Source organism: Paraburkholderia edwinii, assembly GCF_019428685.1.
Lineage (GTDB): Bacteria > Pseudomonadota > Gammaproteobacteria > Burkholderiales > Burkholderiaceae > Paraburkholderia > Paraburkholderia edwinii.
Map to the genome: position 1 here is coordinate 1,559,318 of NZ_CP080096.1, position 13,273 is coordinate 1,572,590.

Here is a 13,273-nt window from a genome sequence, read left to right on the forward strand (position 1 = left end):
GGAGCGGACATGCAAGCGTATACAGATACAGCCGACGTCACCCACTTCATCAACGGCGAACCGGTGCGCGGCACGGGTGAGCGCACGCAACCGGTCTTCAATCCGGCGACCGGCGAGCGTCCGCGCACGCTGCGTCTCGGCGAAGCGGCCGACGTCGATGCCGCGGTCGCGAGCGCGAAAGCCGCGTTTCCGAAGTGGGGCAATACGCCCCCGATTCGCCGCGCGCGGGTCATGCTGCGTTTTCTCGAGCTGATGAACAAGCATCGCGACGAACTGGCCGCGATTATTACGGCCGAGCACGGCAAGGTGTTTTCGGACGCGCAGGGCGAAGTGGCGCGCGGCATCGACGTGATCGAATTCGCATGCGGCATCCCGCAACTGCTCAAAGGCGATTACACGGAACAGGTGTCGACCGATATCGATAACTGGACCGTGCGGCAGCCGCTCGGCGTGGTGGCCGGCATTACGCCGTTCAACTTCCCGTGCATGGTGCCGTGCTGGATGTTCCCGGTCGCGCTTGCAGCCGGCAATGCATTTATCCTGAAGCCGAGCGAGCGCGATCCGTCGGCATCGCTGTTTATGGCGAAGCTGCTTAAAGAAGCGGGCCTGCCCGATGGCGTATTCAATGTCGTGCAAGGCGACAAGGTGGTGGTCGATGCGCTGCTTTCGCACCCGGACGTCAAGGCGATCAGCTTTGTCGGTTCGACGCCGATCGCGAACTACATCTACGAAACGGGCGCGAAGCACGGCAAGCGTGTGCAGGCGCTCGGCGGCGCGAAGAATCACCTCGTGGTGATGCCCGATGCGGATCTCGACAAGACTGTCGATGCATTGATCGGCGCAGGCTACGGCTCGGCCGGCGAACGCTGCATGGCGATTTCGGTTGCAGTGCTGGTTGGCGATGTGGCCGACAAGATCATTCCGCGCCTTGCAGAACGTGCGCGCGAGTTGATTATCAAGAACGGTATGGAGCCCGATGCGGAAATGGGCCCGATCGTCACGCGCCAGGCGCTCGAGCGTATCGAAGGCTATATCGCGCTCGGCGTCGAGGAAGGCGCGAAGCTCGTGGTGGATGGCCGCGGTCTGAAGGTGAAGGGTCATGAAGAAGGCTTCTTTACCGGCGGCACGCTGTTCGATCATGTGACGCCCGAGATGCGCATCTATAAGGAAGAAATTTTCGGACCGGTGCTTGCCTGTGTGCGCGTAAAGGACTTCTCCGAAGCGGTCGATCTGATCAACGCGCATGAATTCGGTAACGGCGTGGCGTGCTTTACGCGTGATGGACATGCTGCACGCGAATTCGCACGCCGTATCGAAGTCGGTATGGTCGGCATCAACGTGCCGATTCCTGTGCCGATGGCATGGCACGGGTTTGGCGGCTGGAAGCGCAGCCTGTTCGGCGATATGCATGCCTATGGCGAAGAGGGCGTGCGTTTCTATACGAAACAGAAGTCGATCATGCAGCGCTGGCCGGAAAGCATCGAAAAGGGTGCGGAGTTTGCGATGCCGACCGCGAAGTAAAGTCTGGTTAGAAGCTGCTGATTGAAGAAGCGCCACGTGCATGCACGTGGCGTTTTTTTTATGATTACCCGCCGTTGCTCCGGTTTGGTGTTCTTTCCACTGTATTACCTCAAGCGGCATAGGTAATGCCTTAATGCGGACTCCAACAGATGTTGAGATGCTCGAACAAGGAGTCTGCCGATGTTGGTTCAAAGTGCAGGTAATAGCCCATATACGCCCGTTGATGCCGAACATGTCGAGCAGCAGCCTGCTGCGTCGGCGAAGAAGTCGGATGCGCAACCCGGGCGCAAACTTCCCGGCATTGCCGGTGGTGCACGGACAGCCGTTTCACTCACGCCTGTTGTGGTCGAGCGTACGCTGCAACAGCGCGCCGGCGGCAGTAGTAGCATCAGCGACGTAAGCGACGTAAGTAGTGCCGGCACGGAAGTGCTGTCGCGACCCAAGCGCGGGGGCGTACTGACCAAAGACAAGGGGGCGAAGCCGTTTCGCGATTTTCGCGGCGGAGACTCGCTAAGTTCATCCGCATGGTCATATTACCGCTTCGATCAGGCCGACTATGCAGCGAAAACGGGGCCGAAGGGCATTTGCCAAGGTTGGATTCGCCTTGCGTTGAGCCGGCTCGATAATCCTGAAACCGCGGACCTGACCGATGCTGTGCGGCGCATACAAAACGATGTGAACAATCGCGCCAGCTTTGTTTCCGGAGACACGATCACCCGCGCCCGTAACTTGCAACTGTCAACCGATACGCTGCGGCTGCAGCGCTACCGTCCGACCAACCTGGTGAACCTGAACGGAGCACGCGGACTGCAAATTCGCGAGTTTTTCGCGTCCGCACGCCGTTCACTGCGCGAAGGCGACGTCGCACATATTGCGTTGGGCCTGAATCCTCGGGGAACAAATACCGGTACCACGGGGCATGTATTGATGTTGCAGCGATTGCCTCGCCAGCAATATGCACTATTCGATCCGAACAACGGCGTGATGACCTATGCGAGTCGACGCGACATGGAAGCCGGACTGCGCAGGTACATGGACGAAGCCTTCGAGGATACCGGTATGCAGCTCACACCGGAATTCGTTCAGTACTACGCGCGTTCGACAACGGCGACCAGCGGGTCGAGAGCGCCTGATCGGCCGCAGACTCGGCCCGAACCACCGCTCAGCCCATCCACGCGACCCGGATCGCCAGCGCGAGATGCACTGGAAACCCATGCTAACCGGTCGAACGGTTTGTCCAGCGACATGATGGCGGGAGCGGCCGGTCGGCCGGACGCGATGTCCGGTATGGATCGCGGCCTCGCATCGGTTGCACTGCGCGATATCGCTCAAGGACATTCGTCGAATCTGACGGATGCAACGGAAAATGTCAGGCACAACCTGGCCGACCCGAGGCAAAGAGCCGTATCGTTCCATGAAGTTCTCGATACGCAGCAGAGAAATGGCGACGGGCTTGTCGAGCCCTTGCCCGGTTACGCGCGGCGACAGGGTTCAGTCGACATGACGTCTGCGGCCAATCTGATTGGTGACTTGCGCCAACATTTCGGCAGCTTGCATGTGAACAACAATGCGGCGACCGGATATCCGACGGATCTCGCCGTGGTCAATCTTGCGATGCGCGCAGGCGTTTCTGGCGATACCACCGGCAGGCAGACCGACGGCATACCGATCGTCATTCAGCGGATACGCGAGATGGACAACTTCGTGGACGACGCCTACGAACTGTACGAGCCGGGTTCGGGTGTCTACCGGTATCGCAGCTTCGCGGAGATGGCGCAGGCGCTGCGAGGCGTCTTCGATGTCGGCTTCCGCGAGCAAGGCGGCGTCGATCACGCAGACACGACCTACTATGCGAATCTGGCGGCGCCGATGGCCGCGGACGGCAGCTCGTCACACGCCGCCGCGCCGTCCGAATTCGCGAATTTCAATCTCGGCGAACTTGAGCGGAGGCTGGGCATTATCGATGCGCGCCCTGGGCTTACGCCCAGACCGGATTTGCCGCGGCCACCGGTCATTGTCGAGCCCAAGCAGGAACTGAAGCGTTCGGTTACACCGCTCACGGCGCTCAAGCCGGACGGGTTGTTCCGGCCGTCGACGTTGTCGCCAGCGGAGCTCAAGACACATGGCGGTTTCGACAGCGAACGAACGCGAGTTAGCGATATCAATCTCGGCGTCCACGACCTTGATGTCGCCGCGAACCCGCATCTTGTCGACAGTGCAGGCTACCTCGGCACTTTCCGCAAGGAGAGCACCGCGCTCGAACGGATGCCGGGTGAGTCCAAAAACGGCTTCATCTACTTTGTTGCGCCGACGCCGAACATGGTGGACGTTGCGGGGACGCTCGGCGCCCGGACGCGTGCGCGGTGGGATGGCGAAGTAGCGGCGATGGGATGGATCGACTATCCGCAGATTCGCGGATGGCGGGAAGTGAAGGATGGCGTGCCCGGCAAGTACATTCCCAATCCCGACTATCGATGGGACGTCTATGACCAGACTCGACTCGCCAAGCCGCAGCCGCAATTGTCGCGTGCGCCGATCAATGATGACATCTGGCGTAAAGCGGGCTTTATCTCCTATGTGTCGGGTGGCGACAAGGCTGGCGAAACGAGGAAATTCAATGAGGATCCGAATGTTGCACACGCGCTCTTTTACGACGCCGCGTGGGAAAAAGTTCGTGAACTGAATCGCCGCCAGGCCGACGGTCTCGACTACCGTGGGCCTTTGCGGCTTCACGCGTATGGCAGCGCGGACGGATCGAAAACCGAGATCTACGTCGATCCGAACAACAAGGTGCAAGTCAACACGCTGTACTCGTCGTATTCGACCGAAGCCGGCACTCGCCATGATTTCAGTTTTGCCGAAGATGGCCGCTTCCATTTGATTGGCGATTACAACAAGGTTCTGCGGGTGGGCTCCGATGGTTATCTCTTCCTTGGAGATATGCCGTCTGACCCGGCATCGCTGAACGGCGTATTCGAGTACGATCGAAAGCACCTGATTCACCAGGAGGACATGAAACTGCTGACCACCGGTCGGTCTGCATTTACCCCGTTCGTCGACAGCGAAAAACATGGCGAGCGCAGCGAGTGGCATTTGCGTTCGCCGGACGGAAAGGATGTCAGTCCGCCGCCTGTCAACCTCCACACGTTTCGCAATCAGGTCAGCGGCAGTGCGCAGCGGCTCCATGCGTTTTACCAGGATCCCGATACCGCATTGCCGTCCACCGCAACGCACTTCGTTACCCGCGTACCGGGCAATCAGTTTGAGGGCAAATTTCTCGATCATGTCGACCGGTTCACGGCAGAGGAGGCGCGCGACGCTGCGGCATGGTTGCGCAAGCAAAACGCCGCGTGGTTGTTTGATGATGGCTTTTACGCGGTTTCACTCGGGGCGAATGTCATGGAAGTGCGCAGGCTCGACGGTACGCCCGTCTGGCGGGCCGAAGGCGTTAATGTCGAACCGAATAAGGTGAGCCCGGTGAAGTTCTTGCCATTGGCGCCGCTTTCGTCGAGCTACCGGATCTCCGACGAAACAAAACGCCAGGTCGATGCACGCGCGGAGCGGCGCAACGGCGTGGTTTCCATGCTGACGGGGTCGATATTGATTCACGCTCCGGGATCGTCCGTCCAAACCACCGTTTAAAAGAGTTTTTACCTGCTGGATGGTTGACCCATTGCCGACGGAAAGAGATCATCGCTCATAAACCGCTTCTAAGGACATGACATGAGCACGCGTTCCGAAAACCGATCTCTTTTAAAGATGCTAAGCATCTCGAAACCAATCGTTCAGGCGCCGATGGCCGGTGTCAGTACACCGGCGCTGGCCGCCGCCGTATCGAATGCAGGCGGTCTCGGGTCGCTTGGCGTCGGCGCGATGAAAGCCGACGCGGCGCGTAAGGTCATCAGGGAAACGCGAGCGCTTACCAGGGCGCCGTTCAACGTCAATGTGTTTACGCATGAACCGGCGGTTGGCAATGCGGCCGTCGAGAAAGCCTGGCTAAACTGGCTCGCGCCGCATTTCGGCAAACATGGTGCAAATGCGCCTGAGACGCTCAGCGAAATCTATACGAGCTTCGTTGAAGATCAGGCGATGCTCGAAGTCTTCCTCGAAGAGAAGCCCGCCGTCGTGAGCTTTCACTTCGGGCTGCCTTCGCAAGAGATCATCAACGCACTTAAAGGCGCGGGCATCACGTTGTTTTCTTCGGCCACCAATCTGCAGGAAGCAGCCGCGGCCGTCGACGCCGGTGTGGACGTCCTCGTCGCGCAAGGTGTCGAAGCAGGCGGCCATCGCGGCATGTTCGATCCCGATGTGTTCGACGAAGGCCTCGGCACTTTTGCACTCACGCGGCTTCTCGTGCGGAAATTCGATCTGCCCGTGGTCGCGGCAGGCGGCATCATGGATGGCGCGGGCATTGCGGCGGCGCTCGCGCTTGGCGCGCAGCATGATGAATCGCTTCACCGAACTGGGCCGCGATGCGAGCGCGCCGGCAACGCCTGAGTATCCGATTGCTTACGATGCCGGCAAGGCTCTGCACGCCGCGGCGAAGGGAAAAGGCGAGTTCGGTTTTGGCGCGCAATGGGCTGGCCAGGCCGCCGCGCTCGCGCGTTCGCTGCCGGCTGCCGAGCTGATGGCCGTGCTCGATGCCGAGCTCAAGGAAGCGATTCGAGGTTTGCAGCAGTACGGCGGCTGATGTTCCCGCTTAAGCTTTAGCAAGATGGCGATGCGCGCGATCACACCGCGCCTGCAACAGCGCATGCTGTCGAACGCGTCGCCGACCGACGAAAGTAAAGGCTCGTATGGAAGAGCAGACAGCAGGTCTGAAAGACACGGCGCACGAACCTGGCGTCGAAGCCCGATTGCTTTCAATCAACGTCGGCCAGGCCCAGCAGTTGGACATCGGGTCGCCGGGCTCGGGATTGCAGGTCGAATCGGCGATCCGCAAGCGATCGATCAGTACGGCAAACGGGCCGTCGAACGACGCGGCGCCGGTCGAGGTCGGCAGGCTCGGACTTGCCGGCGACGAACAGGCCGATCTGAGCGTGCATGGCGGCCTCGACAAGGCCGTCTATCTTTACCCCGTCGAACACTACGAATGGTGGCGGCAACGGCGCATCGAGGCCGGCTTGCCGGAAGCGGAGGCGTCGCTGGTCTTTGGAGCGCTCGGCGAAAACCTCACCACACAGGGCGTTTTTGAAAAAGACCTCTGGATCGGCGACGTGCTCGTAATCGGCGACGTGGCGCTACGCGTCGAAGCGCCGCGCACGCCGTGTTTCAAGCTGAACGCCGTCATGGGTTATAGACGCGCGGTCCGGCATATGTTTATGAGCGGCTTTGCGGGCGTTTATCTGAGCGTGGCGAATCCGGGCTTGATCCGCGCCGGCTCGAGCATCGCACTCGTGCCGGGGCGGCGGCAGGAATCGATTAACGCAATGCTCGAGTGGCGGCGCGGCCGGGCGTTCAGAGAGCCTTGATGCAAGCCATTGACGCAATGGGCGCTTACGCGGATTTCGCTTTCTTCAGTGCGCGGTATTCATCGACCGGCAAACCGCCCCAGCCCCAGTTCGCCTTGTCGACTTCCTCGATCACGACAAAGGTGGCCTCCATCGGTTTGTTCAGCACATTCAGCAGCACTTCGCTGACGCCTTTGATCAGCCTGGCTTTTTCTTCCGCGGTGACGGCGTCTCGGCCGGGCGCGGATCCTTCGCGGGTTACCTGAATGGTGACGATAGGCATGGATATCTCCGTGATATGACGCGTGACATGCACAGATGCGCAGAAAAAGGCGCCGTTGCCGGCGCCGTGCTTGCAACTACGCGGCCAAGCGGCCGCGAGGCTGACCGTTTAATGGCCCGCGCTCTGGCCGCCGTCGACGTGCAGGATCTCGCCGGTGACGAACGGCGCGTTATCGAGGTACAGCACCGCATTGACGATATCACTCATCTCGCCCATATGGCCGACCGGATGCAGTGCGCCGAGCGCGTCGTGCGTTTCCACCGCGTGCATCGGCGACTTGATGATGCCGGGCGACACGGCATTGGCGCGGATGCCGGTCTTCGCGTATTCGATGGCAAGCGACTTGGTCGCGGCGTTCAGGCCGCCCTTGGTCAGCGAGGCGAGCACCGACGGTACGCCCGAGACCGCATGGTCGGCAAGCGTCGTCGTGATCTGAACGACGTGGCCGCTCCGGTTCTTTTCCATCTGCTCGATCGCGAACTGCGTGACATGGAAGAAGCCGCTCACGTTGACGTTCAGGACCGCCGCGTAATCTTCAGCCGTATATTGGGTGAACGGCTTCGCGATAAAGATGCCCGCGTTATTGACGAGCGTATCGACGCGTCCGAAGTTCGAGATCGCCGCATCGATTACGCGCTTTGCGACCTCGCGATCGCCGATGTCGCCGGCAATGGTCACGACGCCCGGATCATCGGAGGGCTTGATCGATCGTGCGGTTGCGACAACGGCGTAGCCTTGCTCGCGGAAGCCCTTGACGATTTCAGCACCGATACCTTGCGATGCACCTGTGACGACTGCGACTTTCTTCGGGTTGCTCATGATGTACCTCGTGAAGTTGATTGGTTTGGATCGAGCCGGCGGCATCGATTGATTGACAGAGTAGGCAATGTCATGAGGTTTGCGCATACCCGCGATGAACTAAGAGACTTAACTTCGGGGAACAAATCGGCGTTGCATCGCGCGCGCGAATCGCATGAAAACGCCGCGAGGCAGGTAAACAGGCACTGAAGCGCAAAGAAGGCCAGCATATCGAGGCATGGCGACGCATTATTGATCCGGTGTAACAACGCTTGTTACACACAGACATGCATGCGGACCGTGCACGTCACACCTGATTGAACAACGGCATCGAAAAACAGAAGGCGTTTATATGGACACGTTCCGCAATATGAAGATCTTCGTGGAGGTTGCGGAGGCCGGTAGCTTTACGGCGGCCGCTCAGCATCTCGACACGACAACGGGCTATGTGTCGAGGTCGATCTCCGAACTGGAGGCGCACCTGCGTACGCGCTTGCTGAATCGCACGACGCGCAGAATCGCGCTGACCGAGGCCGGCGAGCGCTATCTGAACCGGTGCCTCGCGATTCTCGAGTCCGTGAGCGAGGCGGAACTCGAAGCGTCGGACGCGCACGCGAGACCGGCCGGCACGTTGCGAGTGCATGCCATGTCGAGCATCGGCCAGAACTATGTCGTGCCCGCGGTCGCCGCGTTTCAGGAGCGTTTTCCGGCGGTGACGGTCGATCTCGTCCTGTCACAGAACGTGCCCGATCTGCTCGAAGAGGGATACGACGTCGCGTTGCGCGTCTCGCCTCGGGCGTTGCCCGATTCGAACTACATCTCTCATCAGCTTGGCGCGGTGCAGAGCGTGCTATGCGCGTCGCCTTCGTACCTTGAGGTGCACGGCGTTCCGGAATCGGTCGATGACCTGTCGCATCACACGTGTCTGCAAGTGGCGATTCCGATCTTTCCAGCAGACCGCTGGACGCTGATCGGCCCGGAGGGGCCGCGCGAATTTCCTCTGCCGAATATGCGCTTCAAGGTCAATCTGCCCGATGCGATGGCCATGGCGCTTCACGAAGGGATGGGAATCGGCGCGCTGCCGGCGCTGACGGTGCGTTCTGCATTTCGAAATGGCACGCTGGTGCGCGTGCTGCCCGAATACTATCTGCAGGAGCTCAATATCTACGTCGTTTATGCATCGCGCCAGTATCTCGATGCAAAGATCAAGGCGTGGGTCGACTTCGTGAAGGAGTGGGTGGCCGACGCGTTGCGCGAGGACTCGGTCGGGTCCAGAAAGTCGGCACAGGCAAGCGAGCACGACGCGGCCTGAAGCGCCGGAATCACTTGCAGGCCAGAGCGGCAGCCGCGATCAATGCGACCCCCGCTGCAATCAGCGGCTGTTCGAACGAATGCGTGCGTGCGAACAGCGCGGTCGATACCAGCGGCCCGAGAATCTGCCCGACGCCGTAGGCGGCCGTCATCGTCGCCATAATGTTGAAGCGCACAGTCGAGGCGATCTGCCTTGCGACCGGCATCGCGATGGTGACGGTGCCGACGAATGTGCCGCCGACCAGCAGCGCGCTCGCGAGAAACGTCGAGGCCGATTCGGCGAGCACCGGCAACATCACGCCCGCCGCCTGCACGAGCAGGTTCAATGCCATCGAACGGCGGCTGCCGAACCGGTGATTGAGCCAATGCCACAGGAAGCACGAGGGCACCGCGCCGAGTCCGAATGCGGCCCAGATGTGAACGGGGTTGATGCCGGGCACCGCGTCTTTAACCAGCAACGGCAGGTAGGTGGCGGTGACGATATAGCCGAAGCCGGCGAGGCCATACAGTGCGACGAGGATATATGCGTTGGGCCCTGAGCGATGGCGTGCGGCATTTTTACCGCGGGCTTCGGTGCTCGCGCTTGCGCTTGCCTCGTGCTGGTTATCGTGATCGCAATCGTTATCGGGTTCTGCGTCGTCGTCAGCGTCGCGCGCGCTTAAACGCGGCCATGCCATCGCCGACAGCAGCAGGGCCGCCGCCGCGAGCAACGCCCACAGCGCAGCGCTATTGAAGTGCTCGGCGGCGCCGATCGCGATGATTTCCGCGGAGACGACAATGCCGAGCCCCACGCCTGCAAAGAGCAGCGGCGCGCCATGATGGTGTCCGACCACATGCAGCAACCAGATCGACGCGGCGACGAGTGCAACCGCGCTCACGGCTCCCGCAACAAAGCGCACGACGGCGATCAAGGACGGTGAGAGGTGCAGCGAAAGCAGGGCAAGACATGCGATCGTGCCGATCATCGACAACTGGCACAGCCGTGCTGCGTGTCCGTGCCTGAAGCGGCTCATCAGAATCGCGCCGAGCAGATAACCCGCGTAATTCGCGGACGCCGCAACCGAACCCGCCGTCACATCGATCACGCCGTCGTGGACCATCAGCGGGTACATGCCGGTAAACGAAAAGCGGCCGAAGCCCATGCCTATCGCGAGCACCAAAGCGCCGGCAACGGCTTCGAGCGTGCGCGTGCCAGGCGCACGTCCCATTGTGTTTTCCATCGGATTGCCTTTGTCGAGTGTGAGGCTCGGGGGAGTAGCTCGCCCAGTGCGGCGCAACCGCTCACGCAAGCTAACGCGCGTGGCTTGCGCTGCAGGAGGGCACGGTTCAGCGAGCTAGCACTCTAAAAGGCATCGCGTGATTGAAACAGTATGTTCCGGGTAAAGAGATTGTTTACTGGACGAAAGCGCTTCGCACTATTCGTGAGGCGCAAAGAACGGCAACACGTCTCGTTGCAGGCTGTCGAGTATCTGGAGGTAGCTGCGCGGCGTGACCCTCGGGTTCAGCGCAACATGCTCGATGCCCGCCTCGCGCGCCTGCTCGAGAAAGCTGCGCAATGCGCGGCTGCCGATTGCAAAGCCGCCTCTGATGCGCTGGAACGCGAAGTCGGGTCGCGGATGAAGATAAAGAAAGCCGCCGAATGCCAAAGGTTTTGCGCGATTGGTGTTTTTGTCGTGTTTGCCCGTTTCGTCGGTGTCCGCTTGCGCCAGCGCGTCGTTCCATTTACGCACGAACTGCTTCAATTGCGCGGGCTCGGGAACGAAGCCCATATAGCCATCCATATGTGCGCCGATCCATTCGAGCGTCTGCTGCGAACGGCCGACTGCGAGCGTCGGCACTTTGCCGTAAAGCGGCTTGGGCAGCATGGTCAACGAACCGTCCGCCTGGCCGAACCGCGACGACGCGTAATGCGGGAAGTTCTCTTCGCTCGCGCTGCGAAACACCTGATAGACCTCTCTGAAACGCTCGCCGCGGCTGTCGAAGTCGATCCCGAAGTAGGGATACTCGGACGGCCGGTCGCCGGACGACATGCCGATCACAATGCGTCCGCCCGAGAGCTGGTCGAGCGAATTGAGCTGCTTGGCGAGCATGAGCGGCTCGCGCAACGGCAGCACGACGCCGGCCGTGCCAAGCGTCATGCGCTTTGTAGCGGCGGCAAGCTGCCCTAAGTAGATCAACGGTTCGAAGATCTGCCCGGAGTCGCCGTAGCGCGGGTCGTAGAACGGAATGTCGCGTGCCCACAAAGCGGCCACGCCGGCCTGCTCGGCGAGCTGCGCCATTCGCAAGTGTCCGGCCATGGTCGGATGCGGCGTTCGCGCGTGTGTTTCGAGCGGCAGGATCAAGCCGACCGTGAGCGCGTCGCGGCGGAATATCCGTGCATAACCTGGGTGGTTCTGCAGATCGTCGTTCGCTGCTATTTCGCGGCGATCGATAAAAGGCGTTGCCATGTCCATGAGAGGTCTCCAGCTGCAGTTGTGCTTAGCCTGATGCCTAGCTTATTGCGCTGAGCCGACTGGAAACAGACCTCGCCGCTAGTAACAGTTGATACATCGAGTCAATAGCGATGCATGAAGCTGGCGGATACGAAGGCAGGATCATTACGAAATGGAATGTCTGCCATTCAGAGTCATTCGGTAAACAAAGATGTGAAAACCTGGTTATTAATTTCACGTGCCCCGATCCCTACAATCGATTTCAAGAGTTGCGAACACGGGTTCGCAACGTTATGCGATCCAAGGGGGTCATCATGAAATCGGTTATTCGTTCACTCGTCGTTGCCGGCGCGCTCGCCATTCCCGCATTTGCGTTCGCTCAGGCAACTGACTCGGCGGCGTCGCAAGGTGCGGCGGTGAGCACGTCGCAACAGGCGGGTGGCAGCTATGGCGGTGTTGCCGACGGTTCGGCGGCGGGCGGTCAATCGGCGCCTGCTCATCATCGCTTCGACTTTCTGCGTCATGGCAACCCCAGCAAGCCGGGTGACTGTGTGGGCCCGGTCAGCTTCTGCCAGATCTATTTCGGTGGCTGATCAGCGTGTGGCGGAGGCGTTCCGATGCTTGAAAGTAAGGGTGACGAAGGAACTGACGTTTGGCGTCGCCCCGATTCATCACGGAACGCTTCCGGCCTCGCATGCAGCACTTCTTCCGTCGTGATGATATGCATCATAAAAGATCATTTTACTTGATCGATCTGCCATCCTATCGTTACGCAAAAGAGTAAGGCGAAGACCTGGCAGATCGAAAGGCAAGATTCATCGGCTGCAACATCAAAACACATAAAGGAGACATCGTGCTGGATTCCACGTCCTTTTCAGCGACGCGCCCGCGTTCGCCCTTTCACCTGCGCGATACGGGCCTCGGTTTCTCGCGAATCACCATCGCATTGCACTGGATCGTCGCGGCGATCGTGCTCGCGATTATCGCTCTCGAGATTTCCTTATCGATCGCGTATAACGCCGAACAGGCTAGCATGCTCAATCTGCTCGGCGTCGCGCTGTTCCCGATTTCGGTCTACCGCTTGTGGGCGCGCGTCACGTCGGTCCATCCGCTGCCGGTCGGCACGCCTAACCCCGTTGAAGTGATCGTGAGCCGCTCGGTGGCCGTGGCGCTCGCGCTGGCGATGGTGTTGCTGCCGATTGCCGCATGGCTCTACAAATCGGCGGTGGGCGAAATCATTGCTCTGCCGGGCGGATTCTTTGTGCCTGCGCTGATTCCGCCTCAGGCGCAGGTGGCGTCTATCGTGCATGTTCTATTCCGGATCGGCGCGATCGCATTTCTGGGTGGACTCGCCTTGCATATGTTCGGCGCATGCAAAAACCATTTCGCGCTAAAGAACGAAGCGCTGAAACGGATGCTCGGCAAACACGTGGAGCTTTAACATCATGAGCAAAACGAACAGTTCGGTTGTGCGCACG

General features: G+C 60.3%; 10 protein-coding genes and 1 pseudogene. 7 read left to right on the forward strand and 4 right to left on the reverse strand.

All coding sequences use genetic code 11. The features are described 5' to 3' along the window. The first annotated feature begins 9 nt into the window (after nt 1–9). The 4 genes and pseudogenes from KZJ38_RS28705 (at nt 10) to KZJ38_RS28720 (ending at nt 6,992) form a co-directional block, all read left to right on the forward strand. Nucleotides 10–1,521 (forward strand): CoA-acylating methylmalonate-semialdehyde dehydrogenase, encoded by a 1,512-nt coding sequence (locus KZJ38_RS28705; RefSeq protein ID WP_219803450.1) that lies wholly within the window; start codon nt 10–12, stop codon nt 1,519–1,521. 1,770 nt (nt 1,522–3,291) lie between these two features. Continuing rightward, the gene (locus KZJ38_RS28710) at nt 3,292–5,163 is read left to right on the forward strand and encodes an enterotoxin A family protein (protein WP_219803451.1); all 1,872 of its coding nucleotides are present in this window, start codon (nt 3,292–3,294) and stop codon (nt 5,161–5,163) included. Nucleotides 5,164–5,244: 81 nt separating this feature from the next. Next, nucleotides 5,245–6,211: pseudogene (locus KZJ38_RS28715) on the forward strand (NAD(P)H-dependent flavin oxidoreductase). A gap of 106 nt (nt 6,212–6,317) precedes the next feature. Next, the gene (locus KZJ38_RS28720) at nt 6,318–6,992 is read left to right on the forward strand and encodes an MOSC domain-containing protein (RefSeq protein WP_219803452.1); all 675 of its coding nucleotides are present in this window, start codon (nt 6,318–6,320) and stop codon (nt 6,990–6,992) included. 25 nt (nt 6,993–7,017) lie between these two features. On the opposite strand, the gene KZJ38_RS28725 is transcribed toward KZJ38_RS28720, so the two are convergent. Beyond that, on the reverse strand, nt 7,018–7,254 hold the full coding sequence (locus KZJ38_RS28725; protein WP_219803453.1) for a tautomerase family protein: 237 nt from the start codon (nt 7,252–7,254) through the stop codon (nt 7,018–7,020). A gap of 108 nt (nt 7,255–7,362) precedes the next feature. Then, nucleotides 7,363–8,073: an SDR family NAD(P)-dependent oxidoreductase gene (locus KZJ38_RS28730; RefSeq protein ID WP_219803454.1), complete on the reverse strand. Its 711-nt coding sequence runs from the start codon at nt 8,071–8,073 to the stop codon at nt 7,363–7,365. Nucleotides 8,074–8,404: 331 nt separating this feature from the next. On the opposite strand from KZJ38_RS28730, the gene KZJ38_RS28735 reads away from it, so the two are divergent. Continuing rightward, complete coding sequence (locus KZJ38_RS28735; RefSeq protein WP_219803455.1) at nt 8,405–9,364, forward strand: LysR family transcriptional regulator; 960 nt, start codon at nt 8,405–8,407, stop codon at nt 9,362–9,364. A 10-nt stretch (nt 9,365–9,374) separates the two neighbouring features. Here KZJ38_RS28735 and KZJ38_RS28740 read toward each other — a convergent pair whose 3' ends face one another. Further along, on the reverse strand, nt 9,375–10,571 hold the full coding sequence (locus KZJ38_RS28740) for a YbfB/YjiJ family MFS transporter (RefSeq protein ID WP_246642059.1): 1,197 nt from the start codon (nt 10,569–10,571) through the stop codon (nt 9,375–9,377). Nucleotides 10,572–10,778: 207 nt separating this feature from the next. Next, complete coding sequence (locus KZJ38_RS28745; protein ID WP_219803457.1) at nt 10,779–11,816, reverse strand: TIGR03571 family LLM class oxidoreductase; 1,038 nt, start codon at nt 11,814–11,816, stop codon at nt 10,779–10,781. Between the two features lie 110 nt (nt 11,817–11,926). Here KZJ38_RS28745 and KZJ38_RS36765 point away from each other — a divergent pair, with 110 nt between their 5' ends. Further along, nucleotides 11,927–12,388 (forward strand): hypothetical protein, encoded by a 462-nt coding sequence (locus KZJ38_RS36765; RefSeq protein WP_246642060.1) that lies wholly within the window; start codon nt 11,927–11,929, stop codon nt 12,386–12,388. A 260-nt stretch (nt 12,389–12,648) separates the two neighbouring features. Next, entirely contained in the window at nt 12,649–13,236 is a 588-nt protein-coding gene (locus KZJ38_RS28755) for a cytochrome b (protein ID WP_246642061.1), read from the forward strand. Nucleotides 13,237–13,273: the final 37 nt, after the last annotated feature.

Excerpts from the sequence above, each read along its gene's own strand:
- KZJ38_RS28735 (WP_219803455.1), top strand. The coding sequence starts at position 8,405 with ATGGACACGTTCCGCAATATGAAGATCTTCGTGGAGGTTGCGGAGGCC.
- KZJ38_RS28705 (WP_219803450.1), top strand. The coding sequence starts at position 10 with ATGCAAGCGTATACAGATACAGCCGACGTCACCCACTTCATCAACGGC.
- KZJ38_RS28710 (WP_219803451.1), top strand. The coding sequence starts at position 3,292 with ATGGCGCAGGCGCTGCGAGGCGTCTTCGATGTCGGCTTCCGCGAGCAA.
- KZJ38_RS28740 (WP_246642059.1), bottom strand. The coding sequence starts at position 10,571 with ATGGGACGTGCGCCTGGCACGCGCACGCTCGAAGCCGTTGCCGGCGCT.
- KZJ38_RS28720 (WP_219803452.1), top strand. The coding sequence starts at position 6,318 with ATGGAAGAGCAGACAGCAGGTCTGAAAGACACGGCGCACGAACCTGGC.
- KZJ38_RS28745 (WP_219803457.1), bottom strand. The coding sequence starts at position 11,816 with ATGGACATGGCAACGCCTTTTATCGATCGCCGCGAAATAGCAGCGAAC.
- KZJ38_RS28730 (WP_219803454.1), bottom strand. The coding sequence starts at position 8,073 with ATGAGCAACCCGAAGAAAGTCGCAGTCGTCACAGGTGCATCGCAAGGT.
- KZJ38_RS28725 (WP_219803453.1), bottom strand. The coding sequence starts at position 7,254 with ATGCCTATCGTCACCATTCAGGTAACCCGCGAAGGATCCGCGCCCGGC.
- KZJ38_RS36765 (WP_246642060.1), top strand. The coding sequence starts at position 11,927 with ATGCATGAAGCTGGCGGATACGAAGGCAGGATCATTACGAAATGGAAT.